Source organism: Actinoplanes sp. NPDC051851, from assembly GCF_040681165.1.
Classification (GTDB): Bacteria; Actinomycetota; Actinomycetes; order Mycobacteriales; family Micromonosporaceae; genus Actinoplanes.
In genome coordinates this window covers 133,646-151,222 of sequence record NZ_JBFAYF010000001.1, presented here as the reverse complement: position 1 = coordinate 151,222, position 17,577 = coordinate 133,646, and the positions used below count along the sequence as shown (strand labels likewise).

At 66.2% G+C, this 17,577-nt stretch carries 19 protein-coding genes; 10 read left to right on the top strand and 9 right to left on the bottom strand.

What is annotated here, in order from left to right:
- Nucleotides 1–98 precede the first annotated feature (98 nt).
- Nucleotides 99–1,325, top strand: coding sequence for an MFS transporter (locus AB0M08_RS00700; RefSeq protein ID WP_364486155.1), 1,227 nt, complete (start codon nucleotides 99–101; stop codon nucleotides 1,323–1,325).
- A gap of 51 nt (nucleotides 1,326–1,376) precedes the next feature.
- Here the strand turns inward: AB0M08_RS00700 and AB0M08_RS00695 are convergent, their stop codons facing one another.
- A complete protein-coding gene (locus tag AB0M08_RS00695) occupies nucleotides 1,377–1,577 on the bottom strand; it encodes a hypothetical protein (RefSeq protein WP_364486152.1) in 201 nt (66 codons plus the stop codon).
- A 157-nt stretch (nucleotides 1,578–1,734) separates the two neighbouring features.
- Here AB0M08_RS00695 and AB0M08_RS00690 point away from each other — a divergent pair, with 157 nt between their 5' ends.
- The 4 genes from AB0M08_RS00690 to AB0M08_RS00675 all read left to right on the top strand — a co-directional run bounded on the left by AB0M08_RS00690 (nucleotide 1,735) and on the right by AB0M08_RS00675 (nucleotide 4,334).
- Nucleotides 1,735–1,917: a hypothetical protein gene (locus tag AB0M08_RS00690; RefSeq protein WP_364486149.1), complete on the top strand. Its 183-nt coding sequence runs from the start codon at nucleotides 1,735–1,737 to the stop codon at nucleotides 1,915–1,917.
- A gap of 278 nt (nucleotides 1,918–2,195) precedes the next feature.
- Nucleotides 2,196–3,401: a DUF262 domain-containing protein gene (locus AB0M08_RS00685; RefSeq protein ID WP_364486146.1), complete on the top strand. Its 1,206-nt coding sequence runs from the start codon at nucleotides 2,196–2,198 to the stop codon at nucleotides 3,399–3,401.
- A 9-nt stretch (nucleotides 3,402–3,410) separates the two neighbouring features.
- A complete protein-coding gene (locus tag AB0M08_RS00680; RefSeq protein ID WP_364486143.1) occupies nucleotides 3,411–4,034 on the top strand; it encodes a HEPN domain-containing protein in 624 nt (207 codons plus the stop codon).
- Nucleotides 4,035–4,055: 21 nt separating this feature from the next.
- Nucleotides 4,056–4,334, top strand: coding sequence for a hypothetical protein (locus AB0M08_RS00675; RefSeq protein ID WP_364486140.1), 279 nt, complete (start codon nucleotides 4,056–4,058; stop codon nucleotides 4,332–4,334).
- Nucleotides 4,335–4,359: 25 nt separating this feature from the next.
- On the opposite strand, the gene AB0M08_RS00670 is transcribed toward AB0M08_RS00675, so the two are convergent.
- Complete coding sequence (locus AB0M08_RS00670) at nucleotides 4,360–7,440, bottom strand: DUF3427 domain-containing protein (protein WP_364486137.1); 3,081 nt, start codon at nucleotides 7,438–7,440, stop codon at nucleotides 4,360–4,362.
- Nucleotides 7,441–7,558: 118 nt separating this feature from the next.
- On the opposite strand from AB0M08_RS00670, the gene AB0M08_RS00665 reads away from it, so the two are divergent.
- Nucleotides 7,559–8,398, top strand: coding sequence for a phosphoribosylaminoimidazolesuccinocarboxamide synthase (locus tag AB0M08_RS00665; RefSeq protein WP_364486134.1), 840 nt, complete (start codon nucleotides 7,559–7,561; stop codon nucleotides 8,396–8,398).
- Between the two features lie 50 nt (nucleotides 8,399–8,448).
- On the opposite strand, the gene AB0M08_RS00660 is transcribed toward AB0M08_RS00665, so the two are convergent.
- Together AB0M08_RS00660 and AB0M08_RS00655 are read right to left on the bottom strand one after the other, a co-directional pair.
- Nucleotides 8,449–9,048, bottom strand: coding sequence for a malonic semialdehyde reductase (locus AB0M08_RS00660; RefSeq protein ID WP_364486131.1), 600 nt, complete (start codon nucleotides 9,046–9,048; stop codon nucleotides 8,449–8,451).
- Nucleotides 9,049–9,121: 73 nt separating this feature from the next.
- Nucleotides 9,122–9,478 carry a helix-turn-helix domain-containing protein gene (locus AB0M08_RS00655; RefSeq protein ID WP_364486128.1) on the bottom strand — a complete coding sequence of 119 codons (357 nt, stop codon included), beginning with the start codon at nucleotides 9,476–9,478 and terminating at the stop codon, nucleotides 9,122–9,124.
- Between the two features lie 78 nt (nucleotides 9,479–9,556).
- On the opposite strand from AB0M08_RS00655, the gene AB0M08_RS00650 reads away from it, so the two are divergent.
- Nucleotides 9,557–11,833, top strand: coding sequence for an LLM class flavin-dependent oxidoreductase (locus tag AB0M08_RS00650; protein ID WP_364486125.1), 2,277 nt, complete (start codon nucleotides 9,557–9,559; stop codon nucleotides 11,831–11,833).
- A 43-nt stretch (nucleotides 11,834–11,876) separates the two neighbouring features.
- Here AB0M08_RS00650 and AB0M08_RS00645 read toward each other — a convergent pair whose 3' ends face one another.
- Nucleotides 11,877–12,062 (bottom strand): hypothetical protein, encoded by a 186-nt coding sequence (locus AB0M08_RS00645; protein ID WP_364486123.1) that lies wholly within the window; start codon nucleotides 12,060–12,062, stop codon nucleotides 11,877–11,879.
- A complete protein-coding gene (locus AB0M08_RS00640) occupies nucleotides 12,059–12,376 on the bottom strand; it encodes a hypothetical protein (protein ID WP_364486120.1) in 318 nt (105 codons plus the stop codon). Before AB0M08_RS00640 ends, AB0M08_RS00645 begins: the two co-directional genes overlap by 4 nt.
- Nucleotides 12,377–12,663: 287 nt before the next feature.
- Between AB0M08_RS00640 and AB0M08_RS00635 the strand changes: the two genes are divergently transcribed.
- Complete coding sequence (locus tag AB0M08_RS00635; RefSeq protein ID WP_364486117.1) at nucleotides 12,664–13,554, top strand: helix-turn-helix transcriptional regulator; 891 nt, start codon at nucleotides 12,664–12,666, stop codon at nucleotides 13,552–13,554.
- A gap of 156 nt (nucleotides 13,555–13,710) precedes the next feature.
- Here the strand turns inward: AB0M08_RS00635 and AB0M08_RS00630 are convergent, their stop codons facing one another.
- Nucleotides 13,711–13,947, bottom strand: coding sequence for a DUF397 domain-containing protein (locus AB0M08_RS00630; RefSeq protein WP_364486114.1), 237 nt, complete (start codon nucleotides 13,945–13,947; stop codon nucleotides 13,711–13,713).
- Nucleotides 13,948–14,209: 262 nt separating this feature from the next.
- Here AB0M08_RS00630 and AB0M08_RS00625 point away from each other — a divergent pair, with 262 nt between their 5' ends.
- Nucleotides 14,210–14,461, top strand: a complete 252-nt coding sequence (locus AB0M08_RS00625) for a hypothetical protein (protein ID WP_364486111.1) — start codon at nucleotides 14,210–14,212, stop codon at nucleotides 14,459–14,461.
- Nucleotides 14,439–14,828: a hypothetical protein gene (locus AB0M08_RS00620; RefSeq protein WP_364486108.1), complete on the top strand. Its 390-nt coding sequence runs from the start codon at nucleotides 14,439–14,441 to the stop codon at nucleotides 14,826–14,828. Before AB0M08_RS00625 ends, AB0M08_RS00620 begins: the two co-directional genes overlap by 23 nt.
- Before the next feature lie 170 nt (nucleotides 14,829–14,998).
- Here the strand turns inward: AB0M08_RS00620 and AB0M08_RS00615 are convergent, their stop codons facing one another.
- Together AB0M08_RS00615 and AB0M08_RS00610 are read right to left on the bottom strand one after the other, a co-directional pair.
- Nucleotides 14,999–15,802: an SAM-dependent methyltransferase gene (locus tag AB0M08_RS00615; protein ID WP_364486105.1), complete on the bottom strand. Its 804-nt coding sequence runs from the start codon at nucleotides 15,800–15,802 to the stop codon at nucleotides 14,999–15,001.
- 73 nt (nucleotides 15,803–15,875) lie between these two features.
- Nucleotides 15,876–17,450, bottom strand: a complete 1,575-nt coding sequence (locus tag AB0M08_RS00610; RefSeq protein WP_364486103.1) for a diguanylate cyclase — start codon at nucleotides 17,448–17,450, stop codon at nucleotides 15,876–15,878.
- Between the last annotated feature and the right edge of the window lie 127 nt (nucleotides 17,451–17,577).

Here is a 17,577-nt window from a genome sequence, read left to right as displayed (position 1 = left end):
GATAGGGCTCGCGCTCCGCTGTGCCCGGGCCGAACAGGGAGACGACGTCGAGAGCCGGCGTCGTTCTTCTGTTCGGGGGTATCGCGGCTTTGGCTCCGATGTTCGCGCCGTTGCGGGAGCGCAACTACCGATGGTGGGCGGCCGCCGACCTGGTCTCGGTCACCGGCAACTGGATGCAGGTGCTCGCGCTGAACTGGCTGGTCCTGACCGCCACCGGCTCGGCCACCGCGATGGGCGCGGTCCTGATGCTCCAGGCGCTTCCGGTGCTCCTGCTCGGCAGCTGGGGCGGGGTGCTGGCCGACCGGATCCCCTCGCGTCCGATGCTGATCGCCTGCCAGGCCATCCGCGGCCTGCTCGCGCTCTCCCTGGTGATGGCGTCGCACCACTGGCTCGTCTACGCCGTGGCGCTGGCCTCCGGCGTCATCGGCTCCTTCGAATCCCCGGTCCTGGGCCGTTTCGGTTCGGCCCTGGTCCCACGCGAGTCCCTCGGTTCCGCGCTCGCTTTCGGCTCGATCCTGAACTCCGCCGGCCGCATCGGCGGCATGGCCCTCGGCGGCATCCTGGTCGGCGTGGCCGGCCCGTCCCCGCTCTTCGCCATCAACGCCGTCTCCTACCTCGGCGTGATCGCCGCCCTGCTCGCCATCCGCACCGGCGACATGCAGCAGCTCGCCGCCCCCGCATCCCGTTCCGAGGGCGGAGCGATGGCCGGTTTCCGCTACCTGGCCCGCCAGCCGGTGATCCTGATCGTGCTGGCCCTCTTCTTCGTGCTCAGCTCCCTGGGCCGCAACTACCAGATCTCCATGGCCGCGATGATCTCCGGCCCCCTGCACGGCACCGCGGCCTCCTACGGCCTGATCTCCACGGTCTTCGCCATCGGCGCCGTCACCGGCGGCCTCCTGCTCGCCGGCACCGGCCGCTCCACCCTGCGGGTGCTGGCCGCGACCGCGTTCACCATCAGCGTCCTGCAGTTCTGCGCCGGCCTGGCCCCGACCATCCTCGGCTTCGCCGCCCTGATCCTCCCCATCGCCGCCGGCGCCGTCATCTTCGACACGGTGGTGGGCACCCGCATCCTGCTCGACACGCGCGAGGACATGCGCGGCCGCGTCCTGGCCAGCACCAACATCGTCACCGCCCTGGCCGCGATCGTCGGAGCCCCCTCGATAGGTTGGCTCTGCGACACCCTCGGCGCCCGAGGCGCCCTGATGCTCGGCGGCGCGATCACCACCACCGCGGTGCTCGTCGGCGTCACGGCCCTGGCCAGGGCGAAGAGTCGCTCCCTGACCCTGCCGTCCCTGCTGGGGCGTCCCGCTCAGCAGCCCGCCTGACGTTCTGGCTTCACGATGCCGCCCGCCGTTCTCGGTTGGGCGGCATCGTCGTCACTGCTTCTCGTCCTCTTGCAGACGGTTCGGCCGCTTGGCAGCCCACTCTCGAATATCGGACGTCCGCCAGATTCGCCCCACCGCCAGATGAGCAATCGGGGCGGGGAAGTTGGGCCGCTCGACGAGCACCGCCACACGCTGGCGGGAGACGCCCAGGTAGTCGGCGATCTCAGCAGCAGCCATGACCTCTTCCATCATCTCCGATCCTTCACAGATTAAGCATGTCTAACTGACATCTGAGTGGTTGTCATAGTGACAACCACGTGGCATCGTCGATGTGACGAGAGATGCCCGCGACTGGCTTCCAGCATCGATCGTCGCAAGCCCACCCAACCGGCGATGAAGGAAGTGCGCGATGACCACATCGGATGAAGATCCCGTCTGGCGGATTGCCGTGCAGGTCGCCGACTGCTTCTCGCAGGGTGGTTACGCCTTCGTTGAGGACGACATGATCGACTCGCTCGCCGCGACGCTGCGCACCTTCCTTGAACGGGCGGGAATCTCGACGAGTGACGACGTGACGGACCTCCGAGAGTGACCGATATCAACCATGAAACGAAGTTTCGTCTGATTTTCATAGAAGTGATGAGTGCAGCCTGATCGTGGTGCGGAACGGGCCCGACCGGAACCGTTCCGCACCACAGTGCTCGAGTCAATCCTCGCCCGGGCGGAGTTCACTCCGCCTGGTGGTTCGGGGAGGGCGGGCAACAGGAGAAGATGGTATCGATCTTTCCAATGTCCACGGATGAGTATGTTCAGTACACTTGCGATCCGACAGATTCGCTCCAAGTCGACGCGAGAGTGGGGACTCGGTTCATGGCTCAGGTAGATGCTTCAGCATGGGACGATGACGAGGATGAGGAGGAAACTGGCGAGACGGTATCGTCAGATGACGTAACTCGTGCCGTTGTAACTGATACTGACTGGACTGCTGAAACGATTCTCAGTCAGCTGAAGCGCGGTAATATTCAACTGAACCCAAGATTTCAGCGTCGTGATGCGTGGGATAGGCCACGGAAGAGCAGATTTATCGAGTCTCTTATCCTCGGCCTTCCTATTCCTCAAATTGTATTAGCTGAAGATAAAGTCCGGCGAGGTAAGTTTATTGTCCTGGATGGCAAGCAGCGACTCCTCGCTCTGCGGCAATTCGCCGTGGGGTCAACGTTTGCAGCGGACGAGGGCGACGGGTTCAAGGGTTATCCTCTATCGGGCCTTGAAGTACGTCAAGACCTGAAGCTCATGACGCTTAAGAAAATGGAAGATGACGACAGTCGCGCCGATGATTTAAACGCATTTTTGAACGAAACAATTCGTACGGTTGTTGTGCGACGGTGGCCGAGTGAGCAGTTTCTTAACCTCGTATTCCTTAGGCTAAATACAGGTAGCGTAAAGCTGTCCCCGCAGGAGCTCCGTCAGGCGCTGCATCCTGGTGGCTTCACTGACTATATCGACGACGCTGCGACTGATAGTCTGCTTCTTCGTAAAGCTCTGCGTATTAAAAAGCCGGACTTCCGGATGAGGGACGTTGAAATCCTCCTTCGATTCTTTGGTTTCCAGTTCTATGTCGAGGAATATACTGGAAATCTGAAGCTATTCCTGGATCGAACGGCAAACGATCTCAATGCTGCATGGGTCGAACGGTCTGAAGAAATTGAAGAGACCGGACGAAAGTGTGACGCTGCTATTGAGGCGACCTTCGAAATTTTCGAAGAAAATGCCTTCTTTAGATGGTCTGGCGGGCGCTACGAGGGGCGTTTTAATCGCGCAGTCTTCGATATCATGGCGTTCTACTTTGCGAAAGATGAGGTGCGAGAAGCTGCTCTTGTGAAGAAGAATGCGGTCGAAGCAGCCTTCAAAGATCTCTGCGAAAATAGCCAAAAGTTCGTGGAGTCTATCCAGACAACGACGAAGACGCCAACGGCTACTCATCGCCGCCTTTCGCTCTGGGGCGAGGCGCTTGAAAAGGCCGTTGGAATCGATGTGGGAACGCCTGGATTTGAAGACAACCGGATCGTTCTCTAGGTGGCCCGGATGACATCGCTCAGGTTTGATGAACTGCAACAGAGGCTGGAAGATCTTCGCAGGCACTTCCTGCCCGTTGAATTCGATGAGACTGGAACCTACGACGACGTTGTCTACGAGCATGCTCGGGCATTTAGGGTGCTGTCGCATGCCGAGTTCGAGGCGTTCATCGAAGATCGCGCTCTTTATGTTTTGAACGAAGACTTTCGAAGGTGGGAGGATTCTGGCGTGACATCGCTAAGTTTGCTGGCTGCTGTTGCGTTCCGGGAATCCGTTCATGCTATGCCAGAGTCATTGAACGATGCGATTCAAAATAAGAGGAAATATCCGAGCCTGGAAGACAGAATCAAGGCCGCAAAAAATGACTTCAGCACTTACGTGCGCACCCGGAACCACGGTATCAGAGAGAAGAACCTAATCAAGTTGCTGATGCCTTTGGGCTTCTCTGAAATCGATCTCGATATAACCTGGGTGGCGGCTACAGATGCTTGGGCCATGGAGCGAGGGAAGGTTGCGCACGCGTCTGGAAAGATGCAAGTTCGACCCGATCCGCAGGTTGAATGGAAGACGGTGAATACAATTCTCAAGGGATTTCGGGATATTGATGAGATGATGAGTCGGCGTATCAACTAGTTTCGGCTGAATGGGTGGAATGTGCAACGTGATGGAGACTCTCAAAATCTACTCGCCGCTTTGTTGGTAATTCGGGATAAAGTTCCCGATGCTGGCATCGCCCACTTTCAAAGCTCCGACCAAGGTTATGTTGGCTTCATCCTTTCAGATCTGGAGTTGCGATCGGGGGAGAGTCTTGCGGAGGTGGATCCGGACAGGTTGGCCAACGTCGCTGACGATATATGGCCGCTGGTGTCGGCGATTGGCTGGGACGGAGTGATGGGTGAGGATAAATTGGGTGATAGTCGACTGGCGTTATGAAAAATGTGGGTGCGGCGGCAGTTGCCTATGCAGTGGCCACCCGGGCCGCATGGAAGATGTCTGCGGGGAGCGGGTGCGTTAGCTTCCAGATGATCCGCATCGGACGGTCGCCGGAGTGCTCGATGTAGGTCATCGGGCCCGCGTACAGGTAGGGCGGCACGCCCAGGTCGCCGTCTGCGTCCTTCGTTTCACGCAGGAAGAGGTGCACCGTCGATCCTTTGCCGACATGGTTGATGTAGCGCTGGCCGGTCTTCGACGATGTTGATGTGGTGCTCTGTGACTCCCACTGGAACAGGCTCTCGGTGATCGCTCGGTCCTGGTACATCGTGCTGGGCGAGTAGTGCCGCTCAGTCTTGGTCAGCGTCACGAAGAAGATGTCGGCCTGCTCCTCAGAGAGCCATTTCACGCCCTCGCGAATGTTGGGCTCGGCCATACCGAAGGCGGCGCACACCTCGTTTCGGGTGTACCGCGCGTGGACGCGAAGCGGGTTCTGCCCGTCCGGATCGAGTCGTTCGGTGACCCGCTGGATGCGTTCCTCCAGAACGTCTGCCATCTGCAGCAGCTCGTCGCGGCGTTCGGGCAGCGCGGCCAGCCGGGCCAGCCCGGCGGAGTCGGCGATGCTGCCCCAGAGGCTTTGCCGCATCATGGCGCCGAGCCGTCCGGGCTGTTCCTGCCCCTGGGCGAGGGCGCGGAGGGCGTGCACCCGATCGAGATCATCGAAGTGAAGGATCCGGCCAAGGGCCACGCTGAGCGCCGGATCATCGTGGGCTCCCGCAGGGACCAGGCCCGCGTCGGCGCGCAGGCCGGTCCAGCCACGTCCGGTCTTTCGGCGGTAGACATCCTCGATCTCGAATCCCGTCTCCTCGAGGTAATGCGCCAGGGAGGCCTGCGGCATCTGTCGGAGTTCGGCGATCATGTCGCGTCGAGGCAACCGGAGCATCTGCCGGACGTTGGCCAGCACGATTTCCTTCGCCACCCGGTCCAGTTGGATGTGGCATCCGGGCGGTAGTACCGGAAAATCGTCGGCGACATCCTCGACGATCCGACGTCGGGTGGCACCGGTCAGTGCCCGGTACCGCTGGTCGAACCGGAAGTTGGCGTGCTGGTTGCCGATGAAGTCGAGGACCGTGAGGTACGGCTTGTCGTCGCTGAGTCGAAGACCGCGGCCGAGTTGCTGAAGGAAGATCGTGGCGCTCTCGGTCGGACGCAGCATCAGCAACGTGTCGACGGTGGGGAGGTCGATGCCCTCGTTGAAGAGGTCAACGGTGAAGAGTGTTCGAAGATCACCGCTCTGTAAGCGCGAGATGGCGGTCTGCCGCGCGTCCCTGCTGATTTCTGAGTGCACGGCCATCGCCGAGATTCCTGCGGCCACGAACTGCCGAGCCATGTAGTCGGCGTGGCCGATGCTCACGCAGAAGCCGATGGCCCGCATCTGGGCCATATCCACCTTGTCTTTCAGCGTTTCGAGGACGATGCCGACCCGAGCATCGTTGCCGGCGTAGACCCGCTCCAACTCCGCATCGGTGTAACCGCTGCCGCGCTTCCACGCGAGTTGTCGCAGGTCAACGTCGTCGTGTACGCCGAAATACTGGAACGGCGAGAGGAGCTGGCGTTCCAGTGCTTCCCAGAGGCGCAACTCCACGGCGGTGTGCCCGTCAAACCAGTGGCGGATGTCCTGCTCATCGGTTCGCTCCGGGGTCGCGGTGAGGCCGAGCAGAATGCGTGGCCGGAGTTTGCCGAGGATCCTGCGATACGTCGACGCCTCCGCGTGGTGGAACTCATCGACGACCACCACATCGAAGGTTTCCGGGTCGATGCCGTCGAGGTCGAACCGATGCAGCGACTGCACCGAGGCGAAGACATGACGCCATTGCTCGGGCCGTTCCCCGTTAACAAACATCTCGCCGAAGGCGCCGTCGCGCAGGACATGCCGGAAGACGCGCCGGCTCTGGGTCAGGATGCGCTCCTGATGAGCGACGAAGAGCAGCGACTGGAGACCGCTCTGCCGGAGCCGCCGGTAGTCCAGAGCGGCGACCACCGTCTTGCCCGTACCGGTCGCCATGACCACCAGGTTGCGGTGCCGGTTGTGCACCTTTCGCTCGCTGTCCAGCCTCTCCAGAATCTCCTGCTGGTACGGGTACGGATGCACATCGACGGTGGCGATGTCGACGTCGAGGTCGTTCGGCTCGACACCGGATTCATGCCGGAGCGCCGTGGTGAGCCGGTCGTGAATCGCCTTGTCAGCCGGGTCGTAGCGCTCAAAGGAGGCATCGTTCCAGTACTCCTCGAAGGTGTACTGGAACATCTGTAGAACTGAGGGCTGCTCAACCTGGGAGAGCCGAACGTTCCACTCCATGCCGTCGACCAGAGCGCTCTTGGAGAGGTTGGAGGACCCGACGTATGCCGTACTCACTCCGGTGGAGCGGTGGAACTGCCAAGCCTTCGCGTGCAGGCGGGTAGTCCGCGTCTCGTAGGAGATCCGAATATCGGCTCCCATCTCGACCAGCGCATCGAGTGCTGCCTGCTCGGTCGCGCCCATGTAGGTCGTGGTGATGATGCGAAAGCGACCGCCACGCGCGATCAGTTCGCGTACCGCATCACGGATGAGCAGGACGCCGCGTCGCTTGATGAACGCGCACAGCAGGTCCACGCTGTCCGCGGAGGCCATCTCTTTGACGACTTCGGTGCCGATGCGTGGCTGGTTGCGTCCGTTGGTGAGCAGCGCGCCCACCGAGAGCGGAATCCCCGGGCGATCCGGGAACCGAACCTCGCGAGGTGCGGGTGGGCGGGCCACCACGGCCGTCAGGGCCTCGGCTGGTGTGGTGAGGAGGTCCTCGTCGAGAACTGCTCTCGGTGCTGCCTCAGCAATGGCGGTGGCAATCCGGTTTGTGAGCGAGAGTTGGTTGGCGAGGCGATCCGGACCGTCGCCGCTGACCGCCTTCAGTGCCCGTCTCGCCAGGTCAGCGATGTGGCGGGCGAGAACCTCGTGTGAGTCAGCTGGGTCCAGAGTGTCGCGAGCGATCAGATCGGCATCGATGCCATTGAGATGGCTGGCGAGGCGGCGGGTGACCACGTGGTCGTAGACACCGTGGGCTAGTTCGGTCACGACCGCAAGATAGCGGGAAGGTGTGACAGAGGGCTGGCCTTCTGGGCGCCGGGGACCTGCGACGAGCCAGGTTCGATAGCGTGAGTTGTACGCACGCCGGTACGACCTAGGGGAACACGTGGAGCTGTTGCACTCCGGCAAGGTTCGGGACGTCTACGCGGACGGTGACGACCTGCTGCTGGTCGCCTCGGATCGGATGTCGATCTTTGACGTCATCCTTCCCACACCCATTCCGGACAAGGGCAAGATTCTCACTCAGCTGTCGCTCTGGTGGTTCGACCAGCTTGGGGACGTCATTCCGAACCATGTCGTCTCCTCGACGGATGTGCCGAGCGAGTGGGAAGGGCGGGCGATCCGGTGTGAGCGCCTGGACATGGTCATGGTGGAGTGCATCGCGCGGGGGTACCTCGCGGGGTCGGGGCTCAAGGACTACCAGCGGGTTGGGGCGATCTCCGGGGTGCCGCTTCCCGAGGGGCTCGTGGAGGCGTCCAAGCTGCCGGAGGCGATCTTCACGCCGAGCACCAAGGAAGCCGTCGGTGCGGGGCATGACGAGCCGATGACCTTTGAAGAGGTTGAGGCCAAGGTCGGGGAGGACCTCGCGGAGGAGCTGCGGCGGGTGACGCTGAAGATCTACCGGCGTGGGTCGGAGATCGCGGCGGCGCACGGGATCATCATCGCGGATACCAAGATCGAGCTGGGGATCGCGAAGGACGGGACGCTGAAGCTCGGGGATGAGCTGCTCACGCCGGACTCGTCGCGGTTCTGGTCGGCGGACGAGTGGGCGCCGGGGAGCGTGCCGCGCTACCTGGACAAGCAGGTGCTGCGGGACTGGGCGACCAAGGAGACCAGTTGGGATCGGACCGAGCCGGGGCCGGAGCTGCCCGAGCACGTCGTCGAGGCGACCCGGGCCCGGTATGTCGAGGTCTACGAGCGGCTGACCGGGGACCGCTGGAGCTGACCGAAGGCCCGGCGGGGAACCGCCGGGCCTCAAAAAAAGTCAAGAAAAGATCAGGCCCACTGTACGGCGGTGTCGGGCGAGAGGCGGGGCAGGCGGTCGCGCCACGGGTTCTCGCCGGGATGGCCGAGGTTGACCACGGCGAGTGACCTGAAGCGGCCGTCCGGGAAGAACTCGGCGTCGACGCCGGCCTTGTCGAAACCGGTCATCGGGCCGGCGAAGAGGCCGATCGAGCGGGCCGCGAGGATGAAGTAGCCCGCCTGCAGGGCGGCGCTGAACGTGCCGTCGGAGATGCGCTTTGCGGTGTTGCCCTCGAAGACGTCCTTGAGGCCGGCGCCGTGCGGGAAGACCTCGGGGATGAACTCGTGGAACTGGGTGTCCAGGGCGAGGACCGCGACCACCGGCGCGCTCTCGGACTTGGCCCGGTTGCCCTCGTTGAGGTGCTTGATCAGGCGCGCCTTGCCGTCGGCGGTACGCACGTAGAGCACCCGCAGCGGCTGCGTGTTGGCCTGGGTGGGCGGCCACTTCGCCAGCTCCCAGATCTCCTTGAGCTCCTCGTCGGTGACCGGGGTCGCCGAGAAGTTGGAGGTGGTCCGCGCGTCGGTGAAGAGCAGGGCGCGGGACGCCGCGTCGAGGGAAGAAAGGGTATCCACTTCTAAAAAGCTAGTAGCTCGACATCCGAAAGCACGGGCGGGAGCCGCGTGAAGTCAATCACCGCAGGGAAAGCTAAGGATCGAGGTGCTCCGACGCCCAGACCGCGATCTGGCCCAGCGCCGGCATCAACGCCTGGCCGGCCGGGGTGAGGGCGTAGGAAACGGACACCGGCGGACCGGCGTCGACGTCGCGGACGATCAGCCCGACACCGGCCAGACAGGACAGACGGTTCGACAGCACCGAGTCGCTGATGCCGTCGATCATCCGGGAGAGCTCGCGGAAGCCGGCCGGGCCCGGCTCGAGCGCGCCGAGCAGGGCGGCGTTCCAGCGGCGGCCGAGGAAATCGAAGGCGCGGGAGAGTGCGGCGTCCTTGTGGGCGCATCGGGAGGACGGATGGGGGCGCCGGACGGACGGGTCCACCGCTGTCATCGATGCGAAGCCGCTGTCATAGATGCAAAGCTACACGTCAGCGGCGAACCGCCCGGGGCGCCGACATACGATGATCAGGTGGATTACGGTCACCAGCTGCGGTTCGGGACCTTCCTGACCCCGGCCAACCAGGACCCGGACGGCGTGGTCATGCGCGCGGTGCTCAGCGAGCAGCTCGGCTACGACCTGGTCACCTTTCAGGATCATCCGTACCAACCGGGCTTCCTGGACACCTGGACGCTGCTGAGCTGGGCGGCGGCCCGGACCGAGCGGATCACCCTCGCCGGGAACGTGCTGAACGTGCCGATGCGCCCGGCGCCGGTGCTCGCCCGGGCGGCGGCCAGCCTGGACCTGCTCTCCGGCGGGCGGCTCGCGCTCGGTCTGGGTGCCGGTGGCTTCTGGGACCCGATGGCCGCGATGGGCGTGACCCGGCGTACTCCCGGGGAGTCGGTGGCGCAGCTCGGCGAGGCGATCGACGTGATCCGCGAGCTGTGGCGGGCGGGCGAGCGGAAGCCGCTGCGGTACGACGGGAAGTACTTCCAGCTCAACGGGCCGAAGCGGGGTCCGGCGCCGGCGCATGACGTACCGATCTGGCTGGGCGCGTACGGGCCGCGGATGCTGCGGCTGGTGGCGCGGAAGGCGGACGGCTGGCTGCCGTCGCTGGCGTACCTCAAGCCGGGCGCGCTCGCCGAGGGCAACACGATCATCGACGAGGCGGCGACGGCCGCGGGGCGTGATCCGCGGGAGATCCGGCGGTTGCTCAACGTGAGCGGCGATCCGGCGAAGTCGCCCGGGCAGTGGGTCGAGGAGCTTCTCCCCCTGGTGGTCGAGGACGGCGTCGGCACCGTCATTCTCGGCACCGATCATCCCGCTGAGCTGGAACGATTCGCGGCCGAGGTGATTCCCGCGCTGCGCGAGGCGGTGTCCCGCGAGCGCGCCGCCAGCGGAGTGGCGACCGGGCCGGTGCGGGGGATCGCGGCTCTGGCGCAGCGTCGTGAGGGCATCGACTACGACGGGCTTCCGGATTCGCTCGCGGCCGTCTCCATCGAGCCCGGCGATTTCGGGTACGCCCGGGTGCGCTCGACCTACATGCGCGGAGGCGCTCCGGGACTGGTGCTGCAACCCCGGGACGTGCCGCAGCTGCAGGAGGCGCTCGCTTTCGCCCGCGAGCAGGTCGCCCGCGAGCAGGTCGCCCGCGAGCAGGTCGGCCGCGAGCAGGTCGTGCTGTTGGGGATCCGTTCGGGTGGCCACGGCATCAGCGGACGGTCCACGAACGACGGCGGCATCGTGATCGACGTCGGCGGGTTCGACGAGATCACCGTGCTCTCCGAGGCGGAGCGCCTGGTCCGGGTCGGCGCCGGCGCCCGCTGGAAGGAGGTGGCCGCCGCGCTCGCCCCGCACGGATGGGCCCTGAGCAGCGGCGACTACGGCGGTGTCGGGGTCGGCGGCCTGGCCACCGCGGGCGGCATCGGCTGGCTGGCCCGCGAGCACGGCCTCACCATCGACCGGATGCGGGCCGCCGAGATCGTCCTCGCCGACGGCACCGCGATGCGCCTCAGTGATGAGGAGAACCCGGACCTGTTCTGGGCGGTCCGCGGCGCCGGCGCGAACTTCGGCGTGCTCACCGCGTTCGAGTTCCAGGTCGACGAGGTCGGGCCGGTGGGTTTCGGGCAGTTCGTCCTGGACGCCACCGACGGCGCCGGGCTGCTGGAGCGCTGGGGTGCCGCGATGGAGGCCGCCCCGCGCGACGTCACCACGAATCTGATCATGGGACCGCCCCGGCGGGGTCAGGCCCTGGCGCAGGTGTACGGCGTGGTGGACTCGGACGACCCCGACACGATCATCGAGCGGTTCACCCCGATCGCCTCGGTCGCGTCCCTGCTCGACCAGCAGGTGCAGCTGGTTCCGTACGCGGGGGTGATGAACGTGCCGGACGCGCCGCACGACGGCCAGGGCGATCCCGCCGTCCGATCAGGACTCATCACGCATCTGACGCCGGAGTTCTGTGCCGCCGCGGCCCGGCTGATCGCCTCGGGGATCGTCTACTTCTTCCAGATCCGGTCGGTCGGGGGCGCGGTCGCCGACGTGCCGGCCGAGGCGACGGCGTACGCGCACCGGTCGGTGAACTTCTCGGTGGTGGCCTTCGGCGCGTCCCGTGCCCGCCTCGACACGGCCTGGGACGAGATGGCCCATCACTTCGAGGGCTTGTACATCTCCTTCGAGACGGATCTGCGCCCGGAGCGGATCGGGGAGGCGTGGCCGCCCGCGACCCTGGCCCGGCTACGCGATCTCAAGCGCCGGTACGACCCCGGAAACCTGTTCCGGGACAACTTCAACATCAAACCCGAGGAATAGCCGGGCTCCGACCGTACGGGAGAAGCGGTGTTGATCTGTTGATCTATTGACGGCCAGCGGTCGCCGGCTCGGAGAAGGCCGGCACCGTGGTCTTGCAGGCGCCACAGCTCAGTTGCTCACCGCACGCGGGGCACCAGTCGTTGGTGCGGCGGAGGTACCACCCCAGGGCGACGCCGGAGAAGAGGCTGAGCAGGCCGACGATCGCGGAGACGGTGACCGCGCCGGTCATGCCGTGGACTTCCGGTCGGCCAGGGGCTTGCGGCGGGCGAGGTAGAGGCCGCGGTAGTCGAGCGTGGGGTCGTCGTCGTGACGCGACGTCACGTAGGGGGCGGTGAAGGTGTCGACGCCGGTGCCGAAGTGGGCGCCCGGGCGGTACGTCACGGTCACCGCGCGCGGGGAGGCGGCCTCGATCACGCCGGCCCGCCAGCCGTCGCGGTAGACCCAGACCGGGTCGGCCGGGCGGTAGCTCTCGGCCGGTGCCACATCGGCCGGGTCTCGCTGCGGGGGCGCGATGGTCGGCGTGGTCGCCATCCAAGTCGACATGAGGGGATGCCTCCAACCTCTCGGGCCGGCGTCGGGGGGCAAACAAGACGTCGACCAACTGAACGCATCAACCGAGCAGCCGAAGTTTTCGGCACGCTGTGTCATCAGTCGGTACGTGTCTGTCAGCTATCATGCTCGTCATCAAGTGCGTCCGCAAGGCCGGATGCACGTGCATCTGAGCGCGCATCTGTTTCGGGACTAAGCTTGTGCAGGTTTCGCGGCGGACGATCTCCGCTCTAGGATGCAGTGGACTGCGATCCGGTAGTCACGAGGCGACGAGGAGTCAAGTGAGCGCGGGAACGCAGGAGGAGGCGCCGGGCGGCGGCCCGACCGTGCTGCGCATTCTGCTCGGCTCACAGCTCCGCAAGCTGCGGGAGTCGAGGGGGATCACCCGCGAGGCGGCGGGTTACGAGATCCGCGCCTCGGGGTCGAAGATCAGCAGGATGGAGCTCGGGCGCGTCAGCTTCAAGGAGCGTGACGTCGCGGACCTGCTGACCATGTACGGCGTGGTCGACAGCGAGGAGCGCGAGCAGCTGATCGCGCTGGCCCGGCAGGCGAACAACCCCGGGTGGTGGCAGCACCTCAGTGACGTGCTGCCCGGGTGGTTCCAGTCGTACCTGGGACTCGAGGCGGCGGCCTCGTTGATTCGTACCTATGAGATCCAGTTCGTCCCGGGCTTGCTGCAAACGCCCGAGTACGCACGTGCTGTGATCATGCTCGGCCACGCGGGCGCGAGCGCCGAGGAGATAAACCGCCGGGTGGACCTCCGCCGGCAGCGGCAGCAGGTCCTCACGCGCGCGGGCGGTCCGCAACTGTGGGCGGTCATCGACGAGGCGGTGCTGCGGCGCCCGATCGGCGGTGTCGACGTGATGCGGGCCCAGATCGAGGCGCTGATCGAGGCCTCGAAGCAGCCGAACGTTCGTCTGCAGATCATCCCGTTCCAGGCGGGCGGGCACGCGGCCGCCGGTGGTCCCTTCGCGATCCTGCGATTCCCCGAGCCCGAGCTCCCCGACGTGGTGTATGTGGAGCAGCTGACGAGCGCGATCTACCTCGACAAGCGCGAGGACGTGGATCAGTACGCCATGGCGATGGAACGAGTCTGTATCGACGCGGAGCCGCCGAATCACACGCCGGAGATTCTCGGCAAGCTCCTGAACGAGGTCGGTCGGCCGATCTAGACCGGCCTTCGCCCGGGTCCTGACGCTGAGCGATGGACCCGGCACAGCAAAAGGTCCGGCCGGTGGGTGTGGAGTACCCACCGGCCGGACCTTTTCTCGTTTTGCGGCCAGTGGTCGCGCTTAGCGGCCCCCGGCCCAGGCGGCAGGGTCGCCGGCTCAGGCGACCAGGTTGTCGAAGTCCCCGTCGCGGACGCCGCCGAGGAAGGCCACGATCTCGGCCCGCGTGTAGATCAGCGCGGCACCCTCGGGGTCGCGGGAGTTGCGCACGGCGACGTCGCCACCGGGCAGGACGGCACATTCCACACAGTTGCCACTCGGGTTGCTGCGACGGCTCTTCTGCCAGGTGACGTTCTGCAGCTCGCCGGCTGGCATGCCGTTGACCACGTAGGTCATGTCCAAGCTCCCTTGGTAATCCCGGGTCGCCGATCGATCCGGGTTGTTGTCTCTCACGTGCCTATTTGTGGCGGGGATGCAGATGCACGTGCATCTGGCCTTGCGTAGTCACGTGATTTTGAGCATGATAACGCACGTACCTCCCCTAGCGGGGGTCACGGAGGGTGACATCTTTAGGTGATGGGTCGGTCGCGGAGCGACGTCTGCGGCCTCAAGCGCAAGGCTCCCCTGGCGGGGGGCGTCCGAGCGAGAGGTGACGAACGTGTCGATTCCGAACATCGGCCCGGAACACCCCGGTTCGAGTGGCCTCGGCGCGGTGAGCACCACGCGCCGGGGCAACCCGCCTCCGGTCTATCGCGACAGGCCCGTCACCTCTGACGTGCTCGCCGCGTCGGTCCGGGCCAGCGTGGTGACACACCGGTTCGGGGGAGTCCGATACGCACTGAGCCGGCCCGGCGGTACGCCCACCGCGGAGCCGCAGGCGAGGGAGGGTGAGTCCGACGCGCGCGAGTGAACTCGTCAGCTGCTACGGCCTGCGGCCGGCCACCCACCCGCACGCCCGGTCGCGGTGGAGCACCGCCGCGCCGCGGATCCGTGACTCGGTGCTGCGCCCCAGCGGCCCGCGCTGGCCGGTGCACGAGTTCGCCGAGTCGGACTACTGCTACGGCATCGGCCCGATCCGGATGCGCCTGGTGCGTGTGGACTGGCACCAGCCGATCCCACACGAGGGGGACGTCTGGCTCGGGGTCCGCGGCATCGTGATCGACCGCTTCGGCGGCGAGGGCCCGGTCCGGGAGCTGTTGATTCGCGCGGGACGCGTTCCGGTCCCGCCGGCCTGTCGAAGGCCGCGCATGAGGGTGTCGCGGAGTACACCCGTCTGAGACGCCGGGTGGGCGGTCTGGTTCCCCGTGCTGGACCGCCCACTCGGTCTTCCACCAGCGTTGTCGCGGTTCTCGTCGGTCCCGCCGGGGCGGGAGGCGGGACCGGCAAGTGCCGCGGCAAACAGCTCGGCGCAGGCTTTGGACGCCGTTTTAGGCTTGCGGGCCGTTGTTTAAGGCTTGCGGGCCACGCCTGACCAGTAGTACGCGGCCTCCGGGTCGGTGGAGGGCTCGTCGGGGCGCCAGGCGGAGACCGGGACCAGGCCCGGCTCCAGCAGCTCCCAGTCGCCGAAGAAGCGCTCCACCTGCTCGCGATCCCGGGCGACCAGGGTCAGCCCGGCGTCGGTGGCGGCCTTGACCGCGGTGGACATCTCGCCCGGGTTGAAGTCGCCGGTCGGGTGGGTGATCGCCAGGCAGCTGCCGGAGGGCAGCGCGTCACGCAGGGCCGCGACCGTCGCCCACGGGTCGTCCTCGTCGGCGAGGAGCATCAGGATCGCGATCAGGGTGAGGCCGACCGGCTGGGTCAGATCGAGGGTGGCCAGCAGCGTCTCGTCGCCGAGGATCGACTGCGGGTCGCGCAGGTCGGCCGAGATGTACTCACCGCGGCCGTCCGGGTGACTGACCATCAGCGCCCGCGCGTGCACCAGGACGATCGGGTCGTTGTCCACATAGACCACCCGGCTGGACGGGTCCAGCTCCTGGGCGATCTCGTGCAGGTTGGGCCGGGTCGGAATGCCGGTGCCGACGTCCAGGAACTGGCGGATGCCCTGCTCCTTGACCAGGTCGCGGGTCGCCCGGTGGATGAAGCGGCGGTTCTCGCCGGCCATGAAGCGCAGGTTCGGGATCGCCTGGATCATCGCCTCGCCGACCGCGCGGTCCACCGCGAAGTTGTCCTTGCCGCCGAGCCAGTAGTCGTAGATGCGGGCGGAGTGCGGCACGTTGATGTTGACTCCGGGCGGTGCCACCTCGTCCTGCACGTCTGTCTCCCCCTGCCGGTCTATGTTCCGACACCGACACTAGTCGCAAGGATCGACCGGTCTCACCCCTGCGTCACGCTGCCGTGGCTGTTCCGGCGCTCCGGTGGAGGTCGATCGTCGAGACCACGCGATCACGTCCGCCGTGCTTGGCAGCGTACAGATGACTGTCCGCAGTGGACAGTAGGCGGGGCTGGGAGCGCACCGGTGTGTCGCAGAGCCCGGCCACGCCGATGCTCACGGTGACCGGGAGGTCGCGGGTCAGCGAGGTCCAGGGGTGGCGGCGTACGGCGTGGCGGATGTCCTCGAGCACGGCCGCGGCCCGGGGCAGGCCGGTGCCCGGGAGGACCACGAGGAACTCCTCGCCGCCCATCCGGGCCACGAAGCCGTCCGGGCAGACCCGGTTCACCTCGCGGGTGAGCAGGTCGGCGACCCGGACCAGCACCTGGTCGCCGATCGCGTGCGAGAACCGGTCGTTGATCTGCTTGAAGTGGTCCAGGTCGACCATCGCCACGGAGAGCGCCGGGTCGGCGTCGATCAGGGCGGGGAGCTGCTCGTCCACGAAGCGCCGGTTGCGCAGGCCGGTGAGCGGGTCGCGGCGGGCCTGCTCGCGGAAGCGCTCGGCCTCCTCGCGGGCCTCCCGAGTCTCGAACATCGCCTGGCGGGTCCGGGTCCGGGCCTCGCGCTGCAGCGACTGGAGGTTCTGATACTCGGTGAAGAAGAGCTTGTGCGTCGCGAACGCCGTGGCGAAGTCGCCCCGGGCGGCGTGCAGCTCGGACTGCTCCTGGTGCACGCGGACCAGCATCTCGCCGAGACCCCGCTCCTCGCAGAGCCGTCGGGAGGTGTCCAGGCTCGCCTGCGCCCGGTCGTACGCCCCCAGCCCGCGCTGTGCCTGGGCGAGGTGCACCAGGTACTCCGGGAGGGCGTCGGCGTCGTCGTGGTGGCCCTCGCCGTTGCGCGCGATGCAGAGCAGCAGGGTCTCCTCGGCGGTCGCGTACTGCCCGTTGCCGACCTGGATGGCGCCGAGGGTGTCCAGGTACGCCGGCTCGAGCGGGATGCCGCGCTCGGCGGCCAGCTTCTCCATCCGCTCGGCGGTGGTCTGCGCCTCGTTCTGGTCGCCGCTGTCGAACTCGTTGAACGCCCGGTTGTTGAGCAGGCAGATCAGGGCCGGCGAACCGTACTGCACGGCCAGCTCCTCGGCCTGGCTGTAGCGGGCCCGCGCCTCGTCCATCGAGCCGGCCGCCCAGAACGCGTCGGCGAGCTTGGTCCGGTGCCAGATCCGCATGTGATCGGTGGCGGCGTCGCCGAGCAGCTCGACCGCGAGCAGCGACTGCTCCAGGGCCTGCTCCGCGTCGCCGAGGTGCTGGTGGATCGCGGCCCAGACCAGATGGGTGCGCGCCTGGAGGCGGCGCTCGCCGTGCTCGGCGGCCCACTCGTAGACCCGCCAGATCTGGTCGGCGGCGGCCGCCACGTCGCCGGCGCGCATCCGCATGTGGATCTGGCAGAGGCGGGCCCGGACGGCCAGCAACTCGTCACCGAGGACGCGCGCGGCCCGTTCGATCTCCAGCGTCTGTGCGAGCACGGCACGGGCGTTCCAGGCCCGTTCGTCCTCGATGTCGAGAAGAATGGCCGACAGCCCCTCGGCGTCCATTCCGTCTCCCTCCAGCAGTGAAGATCAGCTCTGCGTGCACCGAGACTAGCTCTGGGTGAGCACGCTTAGCTCCTGTCGGCCGGGTGACCTGAATCGCCCAGGTTTTTCCGCAGAAAAAACAGGGCGG

Bases quoted from the DNA above. Each gene is read 5' to 3' on its own strand.
- AB0M08_RS00700 (WP_364486155.1), top strand. From the start codon at position 99: ATGTTCGCGCCGTTGCGGGAGCGCAACTACCGATGGTGGGCGGCCGCC.
- AB0M08_RS00695 (WP_364486152.1), bottom strand. From the start codon at position 1,577: ATGATGGAAGAGGTCATGGCTGCTGCTGAGATCGCCGACTACCTGGGC.
- AB0M08_RS00690 (WP_364486149.1), top strand. From the start codon at position 1,735: ATGACCACATCGGATGAAGATCCCGTCTGGCGGATTGCCGTGCAGGTC.
- AB0M08_RS00685 (WP_364486146.1), top strand. From the start codon at position 2,196: ATGGCTCAGGTAGATGCTTCAGCATGGGACGATGACGAGGATGAGGAG.
- AB0M08_RS00680 (WP_364486143.1), top strand. From the start codon at position 3,411: ATGACATCGCTCAGGTTTGATGAACTGCAACAGAGGCTGGAAGATCTT.
- AB0M08_RS00655 (WP_364486128.1), bottom strand. From the start codon at position 9,478: ATGACAGCGGTGGACCCGTCCGTCCGGCGCCCCCATCCGTCCTCCCGA.
- AB0M08_RS00645 (WP_364486123.1), bottom strand. From the start codon at position 12,062: ATGACCGGCGCGGTCACCGTCTCCGCGATCGTCGGCCTGCTCAGCCTC.
- AB0M08_RS00640 (WP_364486120.1), bottom strand. From the start codon at position 12,376: ATGTCGACTTGGATGGCGACCACGCCGACCATCGCGCCCCCGCAGCGA.
- AB0M08_RS00630 (WP_364486114.1), bottom strand. From the start codon at position 13,947: ATGACCTACGTGGTCAACGGCATGCCAGCCGGCGAGCTGCAGAACGTC.
- AB0M08_RS00610 (WP_364486103.1), bottom strand. From the start codon at position 17,450: ATGGACGCCGAGGGGCTGTCGGCCATTCTTCTCGACATCGAGGACGAA.